Source organism: Microcoleus sp. T3_D1, assembly GCF_036700405.1.
Taxonomy (GTDB): domain Bacteria; phylum Cyanobacteriota; class Cyanobacteriia; order Cyanobacteriales; family Microcoleaceae; genus Microcoleus.
In genome coordinates this window covers 14,225-34,936 of record NZ_JAUBOV010000059.1, presented here as the reverse complement: position 1 = coordinate 34,936, position 20,712 = coordinate 14,225, and the positions used below count along the sequence as shown (strand labels likewise).

18 protein-coding genes are annotated in these 20,712 nt (G+C 47.2%); 10 read left to right on the top strand and 8 right to left on the bottom strand.

The genetic code is table 11. The annotated features are described in order from the left end of the window. The first annotated feature begins 284 nt into the window (after nt 1-284). From QT992_RS23315 to QT992_RS23300, 4 genes are all read left to right on the top strand, one after another. Nucleotides 285-2,363 carry a serine/threonine-protein kinase gene (locus QT992_RS23315; protein ID WP_333377815.1) on the top strand — a complete coding sequence of 693 codons (2,079 nt, stop codon included), beginning with the start codon at nt 285-287 and terminating at the stop codon, nt 2,361-2,363. 650 nt (nt 2,364-3,013) lie between these two features. Beyond that, nucleotides 3,014-3,583, top strand: a complete 570-nt coding sequence (locus tag QT992_RS23310) for a tetratricopeptide repeat protein (RefSeq protein WP_333342291.1) — start codon at nt 3,014-3,016, stop codon at nt 3,581-3,583. Nucleotides 3,584-3,638: 55 nt separating this feature from the next. Next, entirely contained in the window at nt 3,639-4,556 is a 918-nt protein-coding gene (locus QT992_RS23305) for a hypothetical protein (protein WP_333321960.1), read from the top strand. Nucleotides 4,557-4,811: 255 nt separating this feature from the next. Next, entirely contained in the window at nt 4,812-5,105 is a 294-nt protein-coding gene (locus QT992_RS23300; protein ID WP_190739603.1) for a DUF3288 family protein, read from the top strand. Between the two features lie 79 nt (nt 5,106-5,184). On the opposite strand, the gene secA is transcribed toward QT992_RS23300, so the two are convergent. After that, nucleotides 5,185-8,001, bottom strand: coding sequence for a preprotein translocase subunit SecA (gene secA, locus QT992_RS23295; RefSeq protein WP_333321959.1), 2,817 nt, complete (start codon nt 7,999-8,001; stop codon nt 5,185-5,187). A 477-nt stretch (nt 8,002-8,478) separates the two neighbouring features. Next, nucleotides 8,479-9,411: a ribonuclease Z gene (locus QT992_RS23290; RefSeq protein ID WP_333108095.1), complete on the bottom strand. Its 933-nt coding sequence runs from the start codon at nt 9,409-9,411 to the stop codon at nt 8,479-8,481. Between the two features lie 269 nt (nt 9,412-9,680). Between QT992_RS23290 and QT992_RS23285 the strand changes: the two genes are divergently transcribed. Together QT992_RS23285 and QT992_RS23280 are read left to right on the top strand one after the other, a co-directional pair. Next, the gene (locus tag QT992_RS23285) at nt 9,681-10,856 is read left to right on the top strand and encodes a SpoIID/LytB domain-containing protein (RefSeq protein WP_333342293.1); all 1,176 of its coding nucleotides are present in this window, start codon (nt 9,681-9,683) and stop codon (nt 10,854-10,856) included. A gap of 491 nt (nt 10,857-11,347) precedes the next feature. After that, a complete protein-coding gene (locus QT992_RS23280; protein ID WP_015174403.1) occupies nt 11,348-11,572 on the top strand; it encodes a hypothetical protein in 225 nt (74 codons plus the stop codon). Nucleotides 11,573-11,763: 191 nt separating this feature from the next. Here QT992_RS23280 and QT992_RS23275 read toward each other — a convergent pair whose 3' ends face one another. After that, nucleotides 11,764-13,086, bottom strand: coding sequence for a hypothetical protein (locus QT992_RS23275; protein WP_333342295.1), 1,323 nt, complete (start codon nt 13,084-13,086; stop codon nt 11,764-11,766). Nucleotides 13,087-13,696: 610 nt separating this feature from the next. Here QT992_RS23275 and QT992_RS23270 point away from each other — a divergent pair. The 3 genes from QT992_RS23270 (at nt 13,697) to QT992_RS23260 (ending at nt 15,690) form a co-directional block, all read left to right on the top strand. After that, on the top strand, nt 13,697-14,218 hold the full coding sequence (locus QT992_RS23270; RefSeq protein ID WP_333039118.1) for a photosystem I assembly protein Ycf3: 522 nt from the start codon (nt 13,697-13,699) through the stop codon (nt 14,216-14,218). Nucleotides 14,219-14,482: 264 nt separating this feature from the next. Further along, nucleotides 14,483-14,764, top strand: coding sequence for an Asp-tRNA(Asn)/Glu-tRNA(Gln) amidotransferase subunit GatC (gene gatC, locus QT992_RS23265; protein ID WP_006635952.1), 282 nt, complete (start codon nt 14,483-14,485; stop codon nt 14,762-14,764). A 209-nt stretch (nt 14,765-14,973) separates the two neighbouring features. Next, the gene (locus tag QT992_RS23260) at nt 14,974-15,690 is read left to right on the top strand and encodes a TrkA family potassium uptake protein (RefSeq protein ID WP_333342297.1); all 717 of its coding nucleotides are present in this window, start codon (nt 14,974-14,976) and stop codon (nt 15,688-15,690) included. Here the strand turns inward: QT992_RS23260 and QT992_RS23255 are convergent. From QT992_RS23255 to QT992_RS23240, 4 genes are all read right to left on the bottom strand, one after another. Beyond that, nucleotides 15,647-17,278, bottom strand: a complete 1,632-nt coding sequence (locus QT992_RS23255; RefSeq protein ID WP_333342299.1) for a sodium:proton antiporter — start codon at nt 17,276-17,278, stop codon at nt 15,647-15,649. The two genes, QT992_RS23260 and QT992_RS23255, sit on opposite strands and share 44 nt — an antisense overlap. A gap of 579 nt (nt 17,279-17,857) precedes the next feature. Next, on the bottom strand, nt 17,858-18,385 hold the full coding sequence (locus QT992_RS23250; RefSeq protein WP_333321784.1) for a hypothetical protein: 528 nt from the start codon (nt 18,383-18,385) through the stop codon (nt 17,858-17,860). Between the two features lie 81 nt (nt 18,386-18,466). After that, nucleotides 18,467-19,045 (bottom strand): cation transporting ATPase C-terminal domain-containing protein, encoded by a 579-nt coding sequence (locus QT992_RS23245; RefSeq protein ID WP_333321782.1) that lies wholly within the window; start codon nt 19,043-19,045, stop codon nt 18,467-18,469. Between the two features lie 14 nt (nt 19,046-19,059). Then, nucleotides 19,060-19,251 (bottom strand): hypothetical protein, encoded by a 192-nt coding sequence (locus tag QT992_RS23240; protein WP_333321781.1) that lies wholly within the window; start codon nt 19,249-19,251, stop codon nt 19,060-19,062. A 236-nt stretch (nt 19,252-19,487) separates the two neighbouring features. Here QT992_RS23240 and QT992_RS23235 point away from each other — a divergent pair, with 236 nt between their 5' ends. Next, nucleotides 19,488-20,000 (top strand): BON domain-containing protein, encoded by a 513-nt coding sequence (locus tag QT992_RS23235; protein WP_333321780.1) that lies wholly within the window; start codon nt 19,488-19,490, stop codon nt 19,998-20,000. A gap of 259 nt (nt 20,001-20,259) precedes the next feature. On the opposite strand, the gene QT992_RS23230 is transcribed toward QT992_RS23235, so the two are convergent. Then, entirely contained in the window at nt 20,260-20,646 is a 387-nt protein-coding gene (locus tag QT992_RS23230; RefSeq protein ID WP_333321778.1) for a hypothetical protein, read from the bottom strand. Nucleotides 20,647-20,712 lie beyond the last annotated feature (66 nt).

Sequence of the window (20,712 nt, the reverse complement as noted above, 5' to 3'; positions counted from 1 at the left end):
ACAGGCTTTCCGGCCTGTGAAGCGAAGAATGATTTTCTTGTGGGGAGTAGGGGTTGGGCAGGAGATCCCGCCCGTATGCTCGACCTATTAAACCTCGCTCGCAGGAAAGTCAGCAATTATTTACGCGCGATCGACCGCAGCAATTGTGGCGAAAATCTGGGAAACAATTATGATCAAGCAAAGATTCCAATTATTTAATTTGTCCACAGGAAGCGGCACGCACCGCCCCGCTTTCCTCCCCCACCAGCAACCATGTCGGACGGGGGTCTCCAGCGGAAAGACAAATGAGTTACTGCACCAATCCCCATTGCCAGAATCCCCAAAATCTCGATCGCGCGACAGTCTGCAAAAGTTGCGAGTCGAACTTGCTGCTAAAAGGCCGCTACCGAGTCTTTCACACCCTCGGTCAAAGTCTCACTTGCCGCACCTTCTTAGCCGTCGATGAAGACCAACCTTCGCAACCCCGTTGCGTCATTCAACAGTTCTGCGCGCCCGCAGGCACAGCGGACGGTCAAAACCCCCTAAACCGGACATTTCGCGGCTGGGCCTCAGTTCTCGACGAGTTGGGGAAACATCCGCAAATACCGAAACTGCTGGCATCTTTTGAACTCGAAGGCTGCCAGTATTTAGTGCAAGAATACATCGAAGGCCGCAATTTAGCCGATCGGCTTTCAGAAAAAGGTGTTGTTAAAGAAATTCAAATTTGGTATCTGCTGAGCGAATTGTTGCCAGTCCTGCAATTTGTTCACGAAAATCAACTGATTCACGGAGATATCAAACCGTCCAATATTATTCACCGGAAAACTCCCCAAGCATCCCCAGCTTTGGCAGGGAAAGAGGATTTACATGGAGTGTCTCAGGAAAGTGCCTCTGGGCTAGTTTTAGTCGATTTCGGCGCGGCAATTCCGGCAAACAGCGGGCCGCTCAAAACAGAAACGGTGACAGGTTCTGCGGAATACGCCGCCCCGGAACAAATTAAAGGCCAAGCGATTAAGAGCAGCGACATCTACAGTTTGGGCGTCACTTGCATTCACTTGTTAACGGGAATGTCGCCCTTTGATTTGTTTGACATCAAAGCCGAAAGTTGGGCCTGGAGACATTATTTGAAAGTACCAGTTTCGGCGAGACTCGGCCGCATTCTGGATAAAATGGTGCAGCGAGAACCATCAAAACGCTATCGATCGACCGAGGCAATTCTCACAGACATGAAATACGGCCCGGCACCGGTAGACGTGATTCTCAGCAAACCCAAGTGGACTTTGGCCATGTGGGGAGCAACTGCGGTTGCCCTGCTGTCCGTAGTGCTAGGTTCTCGCTTGCCATCTCCTGCACCGCAGGCTTTCACTTCTGGTGAGCCTGCTTCTAGCATTCCCGAAATTCGGTTCAATCCGCCCCCGATGCAGAATTTCAGGGGTGAGGCATCGCCGTCAGGGCCTGCTGTACGGACTCTGGCGGATCAACACAAAAACCCGGTTTGGGCGGTAGCAGTCGCTCCCCACGGCCGCGTGATAGTCAGCGGGAATAACGACGGTACAATTCACCTGCTGCACAAGCGTCACGGCAAGCTGCTCAAGGTTTTAGCAGGGCATTTGGGGCCCGTGTGGTCGGTGGCTGTCAGTCCCGACGGCAGGACGATCGCCAGCGGTGGCGTTGACGGTACGATTAAATTGTGGAGTTTCTATTCGGGCAAGTTAATTCGGACTTTGGACGGACACCAAAACGGCGTGTTCTCGGTGGTTTTTAGTCCCGATAGCCAGGCCGTGGCCAGTGTCGGTAAGGACAAAACTTTGAAGTTGTGGCAAGTCGAAGGCGGGGCAGAGTTGGAAACTCTCAAGGGGGTTTTTGACGAGGTGCAGTCGGTGGCTTTCAGTCCCGATCGAGAAACTTTGGCGATCGGCAGCAGCGACGGTAAGATCAACCTGTGGAACTGGCAGACTGGGGAATTTAAAGAAACTCTTTGGGGTCATTCCGAGGCGGTTTGGTCTCTGGCCATCAGCCCGGACGGTCAAACTCTCGCCAGCGGTAGTTGGGACAAGACGGTGAAGCTGTGGGATATCAGCCCCAATAATCACTCCGGGCAGCCCAACGGTTCTCTGCTACGGACTTTAATCGGCCATTCCGACAAGGTTAAGTCCTTGGCTTTCAGTCCCGACGGAGACAAGCTTGCCAGCGCCGATTTGAGCGGCACTATTAAGCTGTGGCGGATGAGTCCCGGCGAGCGGTGGCAGATGAGTCCCGCCGACACGGTGGGCACGCTGAAGGGTCATTCTACCTGGGTGGATTTGGCTTTTAATCCTCAAGACAAAACTCTGATCAGTGGCAGTTTTGACCACACGATTAAGGTGTGGCGACTGTCTCCTTAATTTTTTCGATCGCCCGTTCGATCGATTTTTGAACAGCTAGGGCGATCGAACATTCAGTTAATTTATCTATCAACACTTCCGACAGTTTCAAGGCTGACGCATGGGGTGGCGAGAAACCCGGTTCCTATGAGTTTTGCTAAGGATCGCGAATTAAATAACTTACAATTTTAATTGTTATTGTGGGATGGGCGTCCCGCCCGTCCTTTTTGGACGGGCGGGACGCCCATCCCACAAACTTGTGGAAGTTATTTAATTCTCATTCCTAACAGGAACGAGAAATATAGTCAGCCACCGGGTTTCAGATGGTCAAGAGTGCGTCCAGGACTTTGCTGGCTTTTATCTTGCTTTAATCGGGGTTCCCTAAAACCTCTATTCTACGGTTGGTAATCAAAAACTGTTTGAACTGTTCCAGGAATTACGCACAGCCTCAATAGATAGTGTTTTGTAGGGGCAAACCCCCCGTGGTTGCCCGATATAGTGTTTTGTAGGGGCAAACCCCCCGTGGTTGCCCCCATACCTGGAATGATTGCGTAAGTCCTATGTTGGTACAAAAACAAATTTAAAATCTCAAATAGTCAGAATATCCCTAGAAAAGGCAGTTGCTAACTAACTCTTGTGGTAAAGTAGTTTCGGCTGTTAAAATAAAATCTATGACCGCAAATTCCGAGTTAGCAGAGCAGTATTTGTCAGCGGGCGATAGCCTTCAGAAATCAGGAAAGCTTGAGGAGGCGATCGCTCAATATCAAAAATTACTAGCCATTCAAGCGGATAGTCCGATCGCACTCAACAAGATAGCAGAAATTTATTATACGCAACAGAAATATGTAGAGGCGATAGCCTCCTGTTACCAAGCACTTCGCCAGCAATCCAATTTCGCAGTCGCCTACAAAACTATAGGGAATATCCTGCAAGCCCAAGGCAAAATAGACGCGGCAATTCGCGCCTACTCCAAGGCGATCGAATTCGATCCTAATTTTGTCGAAGCCTATGTTAACTTGGGCAGTATGTTTTACAAACAAGGTCAGCTCGATGACGCCATAACTTACTATCAAAAATCTATCGTTATTCAACCAGATTTAGCCGTCGCTTATTGGAATTTAGGCAAAAGTTTGGAAGAGCAAGGTCGAATCAATGAAGGTTTATTTTATCAAAAAAAAGCTCTAAATTTACAGCCGGAGTTAGAAGCAAGAAGCAATTCAGTAGAAAATAACACTTACTGAAGAGTAATGTTATAGTCGGAATAATTCAATCATTCACGATGCAAGCTGGATCGACATGGAAATTAACCCGAATCCGCTGGAATTGCTAACGGCTAAAGTACGAGAAACTGTTGCAGATATCCAAAACTTAGGCAACCAAATTGATGCAAAATTTGATGAAAGTGCAACTGTATTAACGGCGTGGGTACAATCAGCGCCAAGTTCAATGGTTAGTGCCGGGGCGATCGCGACTCAAGAAGCTTTTAAAATAGCACATAACATCCGTTTTGAGAACCTACCAAGAAATCTGCAATCCAAATTTGCTAGGGCTGGGGTGCGTGACGGAATGCGAGATATTCAAGAAGCAGCAAAAGTATTTGAATCAATACCCGCCCAAATTCGTGCCCAAGGCCCAGAAGCAATTCGCAACTTCTGTCAAGATAAAGATTGGAGTCACATCCAAGCACACGTCAATGGAGGCCCAAGCGAAGCTGCTAACGGGATTTTTGAATATTTTTGGGTGAATCGTGCTCGCGGTGGTACAGACATGACTGCTGCCGAATTAGCAGTCGCTAAGCAAGTTTTAGCGGATGCAGCGTTTAAAGCAGCAGTTGCGGAAATCGTGGGGGCTGCAATGAAAGGGGCGATCGCCGCAGCAGTAATTGAGTTAATATTTTCTATCTTAGAAAACTCGCTATTGTGCGTTGAAGGCAAAATTACCCAGTCAGAGTTAGTCGAACAAGTCGCCACCGCCACCGCCAAAGCTGGCATTGCTGGCGGTGTTATTACTGGCATTCTGTTAACACTGTGCATGATATTTCCCCCCATTGCTGCGCTTTTAGGTGCCGCCGCGATGCCCTTAGCAGTTGCAGGTATTGGTTTTATGGGAATTCGCGCCTGGGAAATCTTTTGTCACGGCGATCGACTATTTGGTATTACGGAACAAACACAAAAATTTCTGGGGATGACTGAACAGTTGACAGTTGACAGTTGACAGTTGACAGTTGACTGTTATGATACCCGAATCAAACCGTTTATGAAGCGCGGATTGAAGGCTCTATTCATGATAGTTATTTATGTCCGCGCTTTGGGGTGGCGGTTGCTTGTAGCATCATTTTCAAATGATATCAATTCCGGTTATATCGGAATATTAAACCACAGAGGGCACAGAGGACACAGAGAAAGAGAAGAGAGAGGGATAATGATTCCGATGTCAACGGATTTGATATGATTGGGAAATATAAATAGTATGGATTCAGTAGAAAAAACTCAAGATCAGCAGCATCCGCAATACAAGCGCGATCGAGCCAGTGTCAATACTTTATTAGCAGGAGAAGCAACCGACTACAATTTATCGGAATTAGCAAGATTAATAATTCGCTACCGAGGCTTTCCCGGCGCTAGAGATATTCAATCAGACTTAAAAAAAGTCCTGCAAAAATGGAATCATACCGAAGAAACTCTTTATGAACAAACCCGTAAAATTCACACTAAAGGTGAAGTTTACAGGAAACAAAAAAGCGATCAAGAAGATTGGCTTTAATCTCAAATCTGCAACTTCCAGAAAGAGCCTGGAAGTTGCAGTCAACAGTCAACAGTCAACTGTCAACTGTTAACTATTTTCAAACCATCTCTGGCGAAACTTGCATTGCCGGCTGCGGCTGGAACTGGAACAGCGAATAAACCACATTGCGGCGGATATCCGTCATCATGTCCAAAAACAGCTCGTAACCTTCAGTTTTGTACTCGATTAACGGGTCTTTCTGCCCGTAACCGCGCAGCCCTACAGACTCGCGCAAAGCATCCATTTGTTGCAAGTGTTCCCGCCACAAAGTATCAATTTGCTGCAAAATAAAGAACCGTTCCGCATCTCGCATCAATTCAGCTCGGATTGCATTAACTTCCGCTTCTTTCATGTCGTAAGCGTTGCGGACTTGTTCGTGCAAGAAAGTTTTAATTTCCTCAACGGACAAATCTTCTAGCTGATCCGGTGTCATGTCAGCCAGCAGATAAACAAATTCCTTCACCTTGCTAACAAGTTTGTCGAGTTCCCATTCTTCCGAAGGTAAATCGGGATTGATGTATGCTCCCACGATGTCGTCCATCGTCTGTTCGGCATACCTAATTACCTGTTCTTTGGAGTCCAAACCTTCCAATACTCGGCGACGTTCGGCATAGATTGCTCGACGCTGATTGTTCATCACTTCGTCGTATTCAAATACCTGCTTGCGGATATCGTAATAGTAGGTTTCGACTTTTTTCTGAGCGCCTTCGAGGGAACGAGTCAGCATTCCCGATTCGATCGGCATATCTTCCTCAACACCGAAAGCCTTCATCAAACCGGCCACCCGTTCGCCGCCGAAAATCCTGAGCAAATTGTCTTCCAAACTCAAGAAAAACCGCGTTGAACCCGGGTCTCCTTGGCGTCCCGCCCGACCGCGCAACTGATTGTCGATCCGGCGCGATTCGTGGCGTTCGGTACCGATGACGTGCAAGCCTCCCAACTGCACGACTTCATCGTGTTCGGTGCTGGTAAAAGCATCGTATTCGCTGCGAGTTAAATTGTAAGCTTCCCGCAATTTTTGAATTACCGGGTCTTTTGTCGGCGCTTTTTCCGAAGCTATAGCCACGATATCATCGGCTTGCAATTCCGTGAGCGATCGCGCGCCGTACTCCTTCACCGCCAATTCCACCGCCGCCACGAGCATTTGTTCGGCATTTTTCGATAGCTGCGTCGGGAAAATCTGCGCCGAAGCTTTCCAAGACTTTACCTTTTTCTTAGTCGGATCAAAACCTTGAGGTGCGGGGCGGCCACCCATACCAGGCACTTGCACCAGTGAAAACCCGTCGTCATCTTCGGGTTGCACGATCCGGGGCATAAAATACTCCCGCAACTTCAGGCGCGCCATGTACTCAGAATTACCGCCCAAAATAATATCAGTACCGCGTCCCGCCATGTTTGTGGCGATCGTCACAGCACCCTTGCGTCCGGCTTGAGCGATAATTTCAGATTCCCGCTCCACATTTTCCGGTTTAGCATTAAGCAAATTGTGAGGAATTTTCCTCTCCAGCAGCAGCCGCGACAGCAACTCCGACTTTTCTACGCTTGTCGTGCCCACCAGCACCGGCCGACCCACCTCGTGCATTTCCGCGCATTCTTGGGAGATAGCATTCCACTTCCCAGCCTCCGCCTTGTAAACCATATCCGAAAGGTCTGTGCGGCTGGTAATCCGGTTAGTGGGAATCAGCGTCACTTCCAGTTTGTAAATCTTCTCAAACTCGGTCTCTTCAGTCTTCGCCGTCCCAGTCATCCCCGACAGCTTCGGATAAAGCAAAAAGAAATTCTGATAAGTAATCGTCGCCAGCGTCTGAGTTTCCGGCTGAATTTCCGCCCGTTCCTTGGCTTCGATCGCCTGGTGCAAACCGTCACTCCAGCGCCGTCCCGGCATCACCCGGCCGGTAAACTCATCCACAATCACGACTTCGCGATCGGGAGTGACGATGTAGTTAATATCCTTAATAAACAATTCCTTGGCCTTAATCGCATTAAAAATGTAATGCGCCCAAGGGTCAGCCGGGTCGTACAAATCCGTAACGCCCAACAACCGCTCAGCTTCACCAAAGCCTTCATCGGTCAATAGCACATTCCGAGCCTTTTCGTCAACCTCGTAATGTTCTTCATTTTCCTTTCTCAGAGCCGCAGCTACCTCAGCCGCCCGTATATACTTCTCACTGGGGCGTTCCACCTGGCCGGAAATAATTAAAGGCGTCCGTGCTTCATCAATCAGCACCGAGTCAACCTCGTCAATCACGCAGAAATTAAAAGGACGCTGCACTACATCTTCCATGACAGTAGCCATGTTGTCGCGCAAATAATCAAAGCCGACTTCGCTGTTCGTGGCGTAGGTAATATCGCAGCTATAATTTTTCTTTCGTTCCACCTGATCCATGCCCTGCTGAATCAGTCCCACAGTCAATCCCAGGAAGCGGTGCACTTGTCCCATCCATTCCGCGTCCCGTCTTGCGAGATAATCGTTGACGGTGATGATGTGTACGCCTTTACCGTTGAGGGCGTTGAGGTAAGCCGGCAGCGTCGCCACCAGAGTTTTGCCTTCACCGGTTTTCATTTCGGCAATTTGGCCTTTGTGCAGGATAATGCCGCCGAGGAGTTGGACATCAAAGTGGCGCATTCCTAAAACCCGTTGTCCCGCTTCCCGCACCACTGCAAAAGCCTCGGGCAAGATTTCGTCTAGGATCTCTTTCTCTTCGTTGAGAGATTTAGCTTTTGCCAGACGTTCTTTAAACTCCGCTGTTTTGCCTCTGAGGCCGTCGTCTGAGAGTGCGCGGAAGTCTTCTTCCAAAATATTGATATCAGCTACCCAAGGCTGAAATTTTCTCAGTTTGCGCGCGTTGGGATCGCCTAGCAGATTTTTAAACATGGCAGGAGAGGCAGATTTTTAATAATTTAGCTATTAGCTTTCAGGGTTACGGGCTGTAGTGTTAGCCACAACATATACCCTCCCCGATTGTAGCAACCATTGACCCTCCTGGGCCGTCGCTGCGGTCGATCGCTCGATTTTGGATTTTAGATTTTAGATTTTAGATTGAAGTTGGTGAAGGTGGGTAGCGATCGCCACTCAGGTATCGGCGCTTATTGACAATTGCAGAGCATAACAGGCAAGATGCCTGTTCCACAATAGATTAATGTGTTTGTTGGATTAATTTCAGCAACAGGCAAGATGCCTGTTCCACAAGAAATCAATGTTTTTGTTGGATTAATTTTAGCAACAGGCAAGATGCCTGTTCCACAAGAGATTAATGTTTTTGTGGGGAGTAGGGGTTGGGCCGAAGAGCCCGCCCCGACGATCGCCCTTATTGAAAATGCTCTCACATCTCAGGCCAGATTAATCCTAGTTTTAAACAGGCCTGGGCACTTCGTAAGTCAAAAAGTCATAGGCCATTTTCGTATTCGGAAAAATTGCCTGCGCTTCCTTGAGCAAATCATCCAGGACGATCGCATTTCCGGGAGCGTAACGCGGGCTAAAATGCGTCATAATTAACTGTTTCGCCCCAGCGATCAAAGCCACTTGAGCCGCCATTGTCGAAGTTGAATGCAGGCGATCGAAGGCCATTTGAGCATCTTGATGAGCAAAAGTAGCTTCATGAACCAACAAATCAGCATCCTTCGCCAATTCCACCGCCCCGTCACAAAAAACCGTGTCGGTACAGTAAACAAACTTCCGCCCGACTTGATCCGGGCCACAAAAATCAGTACCTTTAAACTGTCGCCCGTCCTCTAACTTTACCGTCTTTCCTTGTTTTAACTCGCCGTAAATTGGCCCGGAAGGAATGCCCGCAGCCTTCGCTTTTTCTACATCAAAATGTCCCGCACGATCTTTCTCAGTTACTCGATAACCAAAAGCAGTAACTCTGTGCTTCAAAGGGCCGCAGCTAACAATATATTCGTCATCTTCATAGATGACTCCCTCGTGAATTTTGTGTACCTTAACCGGGTAAGAAAAATGAGTTTGAGAATAGCGAACGCCAGCTTGCAAATATTCTTCAAGTCCCGGAGGCCCGTAAAGATCGATGCGCTTGACATTCCCCGCCAAACCGCAGCTAGCCAGCAAACCCATTAAGCCGAAAATATGGTCGCCGTGCAGGTGAGTGATGAAAATGCGGCTCAGTTGGCTGACTTTGAGATCGCTGCGGAGAAACTGGTGCTGAGTTCCTTCGCCGCAGTCAAACAGCCAGAGTTCCGCTCGCTGGGGCAAGCGGAGGGCGATGCTGGAAACGTTGCGCGATCGCGTGGGTACGCCGGAGCTAGTTCCGAGAAATGTAATCTGCAAGAGTCAAATCACCTCAATTAAGTCTGAAAAAATATGTTACATATATCCAGAGTGCGGCTGATCCGACATACAGGAAATAGTCGCAGCCAGGAACCGGGATAAATCGCTGTTCCTGCGAACATCTAGTTGCTAAAATCATTTTCGACAAGCGCACAGAGTGCCAAACCCAATTCTAACGTTTTCTTTCTTCCGTTCCCCTTCCTTTTTCCCTTGCCTTCCCTTCCCTTAAAAATTCTTAAACTCATACAGCACAGGAGGAAAATTTTCAAATGCAGTCAGGAGTATTTTTGGGTTCCGTTTTTTCGACATTAAAAAAACGCTACTTTTGGATTTCGCTGTTGTTTTGGCTGGTAATGGTAGCCCCAGCACAGGCCGCGCTGATCTTGCGAGTTGCGGTACAAGACGGGGCAAGTCAGATAAAAATCGGCAGTTCTACAAAGGCTGCAATCCGCGACGGTAGCGGGCGCAATTTGGGCGAACTGCCGGCAAACAGTTCTCAGTCGGCTCAATTTCGATCGGGAACAGTGGCGATCGGTCGCTGGGCCGCCAACCAAGTTTGGATCGAGCCGACGGGGAACGGTTATGTCTGGATTGGCGATCGTTGGTATCGGGGACGCACGCTTCTAGTTCCCCAAAAAGGAGGCTTGACTGCCATCAACTACGTCGATATCGAACAATATCTCTACAGCGTTCTCGGCGCCGAGATGAGTGGCAATTGGCCTCAAGAGGCTTTGAAAGCCCAAGCAGTCGCCGCCCGTTCCTACGCTATCCACCAGCGCCTCAAAAGCGAAACCGACCTTTACGACGTGGACAGCACTCAGTATTCCCAAGTTTACAAAGGACTGCAAACAGAATCTTCTGGCACTTATTCCGCAGTCGATGCAACCGCCGGTCAAGTTCTGGCCTACAACGGTCAGATTATTTTAGCCGCTTTCCACTCTGCCTCTGGGGGACATACTGAAAATGTCGAGGATGTTTGGACGGAACCTCTGCCTTACCTGCGTGCTGTTCCTGACTTCGACCAAGGGGCCCCGGTTTACCAATGGAAAGAAAATTTTTCCCGGGCTCAAATCAGCAATAGGATTTCTGGCGTGGGTAATGTGATCTCGATGAAGCCAGAACGCACTACCGCTCACGGCAGCGTTTTGAAGATGAAAGTAGTTGGAGATGGCGGTTCTAGGGTCATGACTGGCGCAGATTTACGCCGGGTTCTAAATTTGAGGAGTACCCGCTTTACCGTGATTCCTCAGTACGGAGGCGGCCGGAACCCAGGGAACAGCGGCCAAGCTCCTACCGGTTTTCAAGTTGCTGGCAAAGGTTTCGGCCATGCTGTAGGAATGAGTCAGTGGGGGGCATACAATTTGGCCAGGCAGGGATACGGCTACCAGCAGATTTTGCTGCACTATTACCGAGGTGCTACTTTGGCTAGAATTGCAGTCCAGTAACTGCTGGGAGTGGGCAAAAAAGAAGTTCGGCAACGGATTATGTAACGGATGTAACGGATGTCAGGAAGAAGGAAGAAGGAAGAAGGAAGAAGGAAGAAGGAAGAAGGAAGAACGGAAAAACAACTATTCCTGTATCTCTGACTTCCGTGTCCTGAATACAAGGAATTGGGAACTTGTACGGCCCTTCGACTACGCTCGGGAACCGCGTAGTGGCAGGCCAGAAACCGCGTAGCCGAAGTATTGGAAATTGGGAATTGGGAATGACTAATGACTAATGACTAATGACTAATGACTAATGACTAATGACTAATGACTAATGACTAATGACTAAGCTGTCACGCATTTAAATTGCATATTCAGGGCGGGCGAGACGCCCACCCCACAAGAATTAGATTGTTTTTTGACATTCTATTTAAATGCACAACAGCTTAATGACTAATGACTAATGACTAATGACTAATGACTAATGACTAACTACATTAAGGATTGCTATGCAAAAGTGGGAGTATTTATTTGTGGATGCGAATATGTATCCTTTTGGAAACAAGCTGATTAGTTTATATGTAAACGGTGAAGAACAGCGAGATTGGAAACAAGGCTCGCTGCATCTATTTGTCAATCATTTGGGGGAGGAAGGATGGGAACTTGTGGCTCTGGATCATGACTCGAAGTATGACCAAAATTGTTTAATTTTTAAACGCCCTAAGCTTATTTAATAAAAATTAGAGTAGGAAAAATTATGAGATCAATAAAATTTGATATTTCCCACAATTATTAGCAATGAGATCAAAGCCCGTTCCCCAACAAAGATATTTTATTGTGGAACAGGCATCCTGTCTATTCTTGAAAATGGTGCAAAATTTTAGCAACCTAACTTAACAACAAACAACGGTTTTTTTCATTAGTATTACAAGTTTTCGGATCGATCGAGCCTGCGCTGCCATTCGGCATCTATTTTGGCTGACTGTTCTAGTTCTTGTTGGGTTAATTCTGTTTCTGTTGTATAAGCTAAGTCTTCTCCAGTCAGAACGTTTTCTGCTGCAAATTTTCGGGCGTAGGCCAGTTTTTTGAGCAAGCTGTCATCAGGTTCGTTTAATAACATTGCTCGCTGCTGACGCTCTTGATTGCGGGCTTCTATCCGGCTATTTTTCCACTGAATCCAGAAGTAGCGAATTAAAGGAATTGCGAGAAATCCGACGCCGTAAATTAGGAGCATGGGATAAACAGCGCTGACGAAACCGATAAATTCACCTACGAGCGCACTATTAGTTAATAGATTCCCCAAAACTAACGCACCGACAAGATTGACGGCTCCTAACCCTGCTGCGAGCATGATTTGGCCGGAACTGGCGTTGCTGAAACGCCACAGCATTTCTCGCAAATAAGCTGCTACTGGTTCAGAATTTCTCTCGGTGGCTGTGGTTTGCAATTGCGGAAAATGGTAGACTATTTGCCCTTCGGGACTGACTTCGGGGCGGCCGTCAAAACGGGCGAGAGCCGGTAGCATATATTCTTCGTATTCTCGGGTGTATCCTTGTCCGAGATTGTCTAGATATGGAGCAATTTGTTCGGCGGCGACGGCGCCTCGGTTGTTGCGAATTGCGGCGGCAATATCGCTCCACTTGCGCTCTTCTAGATTGTGATTGGGATTGCCGTCTCCAAAGAGAAAGGAGAAAACTGCTTCCAGAAAACTCATCTCGGGTTTTTGGCCAGTTAAGCGCGATCGCTGCTGGTAGTATGGTTGGTCATGGTTCCAGTAAAATATCCAGACTAAATCGTTCCAGAAGTAGGGAAAAAAGGAAAAGCTGCCGCCTCTGCCGCCCCCGCCGCCACCGTCTCCTCCTCCCCCGTTATTGCTGTCGCTGCTGGAGAGTAAACTGGAGATTAAAATAGTGATAGCAACAAAAATTAAGAGGATGGAAGCTACCAGCACTATGCCAAAAGATATCCGAATCAGGTAAAATAAAACCCGCCAGATTTTTTGCCACCATTCCTGCAACTGCAAGCGCAAGAATTTGTTTCGCAAAATATCTCGAAAGTTCTTGGGAAATAGGTAGGCAATGTCGCCGGATTCTGCTACTTGCAGGTTGCCACCTGCTTCGGAGGCGAGGGTTAACAGTTCTCGCTGGGCAAAATTGACATCTAATCCAGCTTTTGCCGCCACGTCTCCAACCGTAACGCGGTAGCCAAGTTGTTCGACGGCTTGCATAATGGTGGGATTCGGAGCCATAGGTTTCTCTCTGTGAAAATTACCCGGTTATTTTTATTATATATTGCGGGAATTCGAGCTGGTTTTGGCGATCGGCTTGCTGATTTTTTTTGAGGCTGCCCTTGACTTTGGGGCAAAATATTGCTAGTGTTTTGCCGAATAACTTTTAAGTATGGGCTGAAGTCGAATAGCTTAATAAAACTTTGTGATTGACTTTCTCCTCGGCATTTGCTTTTGCTTGTTTGCTCTGAGAGTCAACGAGGAGGGATTATGGGTACAGTTAGTAAGGTACGGTGTGCGATCGCCCGTTGGCGGAGCCCTCGAACCGGATCGCCTCTGCACCCTCCTGCAGAACTTTTCCCTTCGGCGCGGGTTTTTGTAAGTTTTGTGTAGAGTGCCAGAGATATGTTAAAGAAATCTAGTTTTTTTGCAAGTCTTGCAAGACTTCTATAAAATAGATAGAGCTTGCGCGGGTGTTAAACCCAAGGGCGTGTTTTAAGGTTCGCAGGTGCGATCGACTAAACTTTTTAGCGCCCTCAACACAACGGCCCACTACAACAGTGGCGCAATTATTAATAGCAAAACTTTACAGGCTAATTTTTCTGATTAGCCACTAACCAAAGAATCGCATATGCCAAGAACTCAACGCAACGATAACTTTATTGACAAAAGTTTCACGGTAATGGCTGATATCATCCTCAAGATTATGCCAGCCAAAAAGCAGGCGAAGGAAGCTTTTGCTTATTACCGGGATGGTATGTCAGCTCAAGCAGATGGCGAATACGCTGAAGCCCTGGACAATTATCATGAAGCGCTGAAGCTGGAGGAAGATCCTTACGATCGCAGTTATGTCTTGTACAATATGGGGCTGATCCATACTAGCAACGGCGAACACGATAAAGCTTTGGAATATTACAGCGAGGCTTTGGATCTCAATCCGAGAATGCCACAAGCACTGAATAATATTGCTGTAATTTACCACTATCAAGGGGAAAAGGAAAAGGAAGCTGGCAATATTGAAGGGGCGGAAGGGCTGTTTGATAAAGCTGCGGATTATTGGAAAGAGGCTATTCGCTTGGCCCCAAACAATTACATTGAGGTACAAAATTGGCTGAAGACGACAGGCCGATCGCAAATTGATGTGTATTTTTAACTAGGATGGGCATGGGGCACGGGGCATGGGGCATAGTTAGTAGTTAATAGTTGGTAGTTAAGCTGTCGCGCATTTAAACTGTATATTCAGGGCGGGCGGGACGCCCAACCCCTACTCCCCACAAGACTTTAAATTTTTGTGACATACAATTTAAAGGCAGAACAGCTTAGTCGTTTCTCTAATAGCAAATAACCAATTCCCTATGTCCAATGCCCAATGCCCAATGCCCAATGCCCATTTCCCAATTCCCCATTCCCGATTTTTATGATTGACAGAGAAGAAGTTCGGAAAGTAGCGAATTTAGCGAGATTGGAATTAACGCCGGAAGAAGAAGAGCAGTTTACTGGTCAACTTAACGGTATTTTGGATTATTTCGAGCAGTTGAGTGAACTAGATACGAGTAAGGTACAGCCGACTACGCGGGCGATCGATGTTAGTAATGTAATGCGATCGGACGATTTGCAACCTTTTGCTAAGGGAGAAAGTATTTTGGAGGGAGCTCCCGATCGCGATGGGGAGTTTTTTAAAGTGCCTAAGATTATGTAGGGTTCTCCCTACGCACATAACTGAGGAAAATCTATGCAGGGGCGGGCTAGCAATGCCTACCCCACAACCAGATTAAATTAACTGTCTAACAGGTAATAAGTAAGCCCGGTAGAAGCCACCCCACAAGTCGATTAAACTGATAGAAGTCTAAAACAATCTCACTCATAGGGATAAATCTGTAAAGTTAATTCTTGGGGTGACAAATAGTCATGTACGTATTAATTGGTGGAGCAGGAATGATGGGGCTGGGTTTAGCCCAGCAGCTATTAACACTCGGTCATACGGTTGCAATCCTCGATGCCGACCCGCTTGCTTGTCGCTTTGCTCGTGAAAAAATCGGAGTGATGGCATTTGAAGGCAGTGCGGTGAGTACAACGGTTCTTCTGGAAGCGGGAATTAAACAAGCAAACGCAGTCGTTGCAGCACTCAGAGATGATGCACTCAATTTAGCGCTGATCACCCTATCTAGGAGCTATGGCATTTCGCATATTGTGGTGCGAATGCGCGATCGCGAATTCCTAGAAGCCTATCGACTTGCCGGAGCAAGTCATATCATCAGCACTATTGATTTGGCAGTTGCATCAATGGCGAATGCGATTGAATATCCCCAAATCGAGTCGATGATGCACTTTGAACACGGGCAAGTCGAGGTACTAAAGCTGCCAGTTCCAGGCGATTGCAAGGTGGCAGGTCACACCGTTGCTCAAATTGCTCAAGACCCTCGTTTTCCAAAAGGTTCGCTGATTATTGGTTATCAATGCCATGCCTGCGCCAATCTGGAGATTCCGAACGGCAATACTGTTCTGGAAGCAGGCTCTACAATCCTGGTCGTCACCCGTCCAGAGCTAGTTCACCAGATGATTGATTACCTCGGCATTCGCGCTAGTCATCTGCCAACGTTAGAAGTTTCTCATCCAAATCTTTGATGTAAGGATGAACCAGATCCTCTGGGACAATTCGCTTGCGGAGGGCATCGCTAACTGCTCCTTTTTCTGCTAGAAGCAATCGCCGTCGAATCGTATCTAGCCCGCTGCGATCGCCCTGTACTTGCCCGGCCCGATGTTGATTGTAAAGATCGCGCAGGACTCGCTCAGAGTGTGCTACTCGTGCTTGATATGATGCCCATAACTCTTCGTAAACTGCCTTCGGCAACACACCAGATTTCAGCAAACTATCTAGCTCATCTTGAGCCGCTTTGGAAGCAATCAACTGAATCTGTAACTGCCCCGCTTCCTGCATTACATCAGAAACACGGCTAATTTTTAGTCGTTTTACTAGCCAGGGTAAACTTAATCCCTGTCCTACCAGGGAGAATAAAACAGCACCGAAAACCAGGGCAATGATGTTATCTCGTCCTGTCAAGGCCAGGGGAATACTAAGCGCCAGTGCCATCGAGAGTGAGCCTTTGATGTTTCCCAGAAACAGAACGTGCTGCCAGCGCAGGGGAATCGGACGATCGAACCACCGCAGCGCCGCTAACAACAGATATACCGAGAGAATCCGTCCCAGTTGATACGCCAAAATAACGAACAGAATGGATGGCAAAATTCTCCACAGCGTCAGCGGGTTAATCTCAATGCCGATCAGCAGAAAAATAAATGTATTGACCCCAAAACCAGCGTACTCCCAGAAGCTGAGTAGCGTAATTCGATCCGAGGCTGACGTACTGCGAGAAAGCCCTAGATTGCCAAAAATAAGTCCGGCGATAACCACAGCCACCGCACCGGATACCCCCAAAAATTGCCCGATTTGGAATGTTCCTAACGCCAGCGCAACTGTCAGCAAGAGACTACTCAACGGGTCATTTAATCGAACAAATATCGGCAGACTCAAGTAACCTAAGATGACACCCACGAGTCCTCCACCCAAGGCAACCACGAGCAGTTCCTTAAGTCCTCCCAGGACAGTAAGAGAACCTGTAGCATAAACGACTAGAATCAAATTGAATGAAACCAGGGCAGCCGCATCATTGAACAGAGTTTCTCCCTCAACAATGGTGGACAATCGAGAAGGCACACGGATCTCTTTAAAAACCGCGATCATTGAGACTGTATCAGTGTTTGCCAGAATTACTCCGATCAGCAACGCCGGAATCCAGTCTAGCCCTAGCCCAAATTTAACCAGAATAGCGATAATTGCTGAGGAAAAGATCGAGCCTGGGCCCGCCAGCAGGGCGATCGGCTTAAAGGTGCTGCGGAGACGGCTGATATCCGTATTGATAGCTGCTTCAAAAATAAGAATGGGTAGGAAAAGATTTAATACTAAAGAGGGGTCTAAACCAATTCGACGCGACAATACCTCCGTAATTGGCAAGCCTGCTAACACTAAGCCCGTTACATAGGGAATTCGCAACCGTTGGGTTACGAGTGCAACAAAAGTTGCAATCAGCAGCAGAACGATCAAGATGATGACCAATTCAGGAATGGTTCCTGCCGTTTGGCTATTTGTAGCAGGATCGCTGCCCAAGGGAGGTGCTTGCGCTACAATCGACTCGATCGCCGATACTCCTGTCATAAAATCGTTTTCCTCAAAGAAATTGACAGATTAACTACGGTTTTAGTCTACACGAGATGGTTCACTCTGCTGTAGAGGTAACTGCAATGTATGTCGTGTATTTTGATGAATGCCGATCGAGCTGAAACAGGATTTCTGGGTTGGTTGGGCGATCGGATCGTTTTTAGAGTGCAATTTTTTTGGTATATCTGGATGATTTCCAAATCCTTACAGGATGCTAATTGCTCTTAATTGTGATGGTTTTTAATTTTTTTTTACAGTCTCTTCTGAAGTGTTGCCGACCCGATGGCGGTTGCCGCTAAGGATCGCGAATTAAATAACTTACAATTTTAATTGTTATTGTGGGATGGGCGTCCCGCCCGTCCAAAAAGGACGGGCGGGACGCCCATCCCACTTTCAAGAGTGGAAGTTATTTAATTCTCATTCCTAAAGCGGGTACTGGAAGTTGTCGATCCATCTGTAAGGAGTAGGAGAGCGATCGCCCAAAATCATCGACCTTCCAATATTTGATTGGGTTTTGGACGTTCTGATTGGCGGGAATAAATTCCTCAAAGGTAATCGTCTTTTCTGACCTTGAATTTAGGTAGCATCACAGACACGCCACGTCAGAATCTCCCAACGTTTAAGGACAGGTTCAGCAATCACGATCTCATTTTCTCTTGCCTCCATCACGATCAAATAATCTCCCTGGTTAAATCTGTTATTGTAAATTCTTGCTTGTTCTTCGGGCACCAACCATCCTTGAAGTGCGCCATATAGACCGCCAGCAGTTGCAGCAATCCCACTTCCAAAGAAAGTTGCTAAAATGCTTTCCACCGCTACTGCTTGACCAATACCGGGAATTAGCAGGCTGCTGAGTCCAACAATTAAGGCTACTGAACCTAGTCGTAGGCTGCCTAATATAGCGCCTACTTGTGCGCCGGCTGCTCTTGTGATTAAAATTTGCTGCACCCCCAGAGAGTCCAAATCATCATGGTCAGAAGGTTGAGCAATCACAGAAATTTTGTGCATGGGGAAGCCCCTGCTTTTTAGCTCAACTAGCGCCTGCTCTGCGTTTTGATGATTAGTAAATAGGCCGCTAGCACGTTTGAGATTTTGGGAATTCATGATAAATATTCAATATTCAACGCTACAAAAGTGGTAAATAGTGTGTAAAGCTGCTCTGAATGGCCGCATCACAAAAACCACTTAGTTCAGAGGTGCAAAACGCTTTAGCAAAGCTGACAAAGGAATCATTGGCAGTCCGAATCCAATACAAATTAAGCCTTGGATTGTGTTCAAAGCTTCTGTGTTGAATAACTGATTCATAATGCCCCATTGGCTAAACAGGAATTGGAGAATGAAAATAGCCCCAATGCCGATCGCCACAGCATAGCCAACTGATTCATCTTTACCGCGCAGTTTGGCGACGATCGCCGGAACGAAGCGACTGATACTTAACAGGTAAAAAGCTTCTGCCGCAACCAATGCTTGAATTGCCATCGTCCGGGCTAGAGCTTCATTGCCTGTGGTTTGGACGATCCATTCAAACATCCCAAAGATCGCAATCCAGTTAAATACCGAAACTGTCAGAATCCGAGCGGTCAGCCTGCGAGACAGAAGCGGTTCATTGGCAGGTCGAGGCGGCTGTTGCATGACATCGGGAGAGGGCGGCTCAAATGCCAACGGTAAGCTCAACGCAACTGAACTGACCATATTCAGCCAGAGAATTTGTACTGGCAAAATGGGTAGTGGGGTTGCCAAAAGTACGGCAATCAAGATGGTCATGGACTCTCCACCATTCACGGGCAGGATGAAGGCGATCGCCCGCAGCAGATTCTTATAAACCGTGCGCCCTTCCTTAACTGCTTTCTCGATCGAAGCTCGGAAGATAGACCTATTTCCAGGTCAGTCTCTAAAAGCCGAGCTACTTTCTCGACAGAGAGGTGATGCCAAGAGTGTTCTACTAATTTTTCTACATTGGTTGCAGTCATAACATTTCTTGTCAAGTCAAGTGCTTCTCTGTTGTTTCGTCTTGTTTCTAGCCTCATTGATGAATGTGAGGGAAAAGTGATAGACTGATTTCTGTTACTCACATTTGGATCACATTTGCTCCCTATACTTAGGTAGAAAACCGATTAAGATAACTTATAAACTTGCCAACCTTAGTTCACGCGATTTGATTTATTGTTACCTTTTATTAAAAGGGTTGTAAAAAGCATTCCTTTTGATGGATGAACTATGGTACATTTACTTGTTGAGTTCAAATGCTCAAAGACTTCATGCTGAGGTTTATCGGCAAAATGGCGTTTCCCAACAAACAAAACAAACAAAGAATATGCAATTATTAAAGCTATTTGTGCAAGGAATCAGCGTCAGCACTGTTGCAATTTTGGGTTTAGGTGCTTGCACCCCCCCCAATACTCCACAGACAACTGTTCCATCTCCTTCTGCTCCCACAACTGCCACTGGAAATACGACTGTTCCAACCACTCCAGCGCCTGCAACCACGACCGCACAGACGCCTCAAAATCAAGACATTGACGATATTGCCGATCGCGTAGAAGATGCCTTGGACTCCGATACCACCCTCAAGCAATTCGATTTGGACGCAGACGACCGGGATAATTCGATTGTGTTAACAGGGCGCGTTCAAACGGCAGAACAAAAAGCATTGGCAGAACAAATTGCTCGGCAAACTGCACCGAATGTTTCGCTCAATAACCAAATCGTCCTTCAGTAGTTCCTCACAGTGAAGTGGCCAGAGAATTTGGCGCTTCTTGCCACTTAAAAATTTGCGCGATCGCAGTGAGGAAACCTATGGATTTGGCAACCTTATTTGGCTAGACCTTTTGCAAAAATAAATAGGACGGGCTCTCCGGCCCGTCCCACAAAAAAAAATAACTCTTGTGGGATGGGCCCCAGAGCCCGTCCCATCAATTGATGAAAAGGATTTTTGCAAGAGGTCTACTGGATGCGATCGCAATCTTGAAACAATAAACTTATTCAACGATTTCGTAACGGACTAACTGGCGAACATTTTGACGTGATAACTGGAGCTCTTGCGCGATCGCTGCCTCTATCTGGGTTGCGTCAGTCATTGGCAATTCTAATTCCAATCGCTTCAAAATGGGTTCTGCTGTTTCTACCGCAACCTGGGTTGTTCCTTGTTTTCGGTTAATCACCGCGTTGATCAGCAATATATTGACAGACACCGTTGCTTTAAGCTGAGTATCTGCCTGAAGTTTATTCTTTACTATCTGGGGTTGTTGTAATTCTTGAGCCATTAGGAAACTGGAACCAACCCAAAACGCGATCGCCACAAACGGCAATGGCACCCAAAACTCTGCGCCTGATGCTTTTAGCCAACGTTTAGTAACCTGCCACATAAATTTTTTACCCCACCCCAACCCTCCCCGATGCCTTGGGGAGGGAGTAAGAAATTCACAAATGAT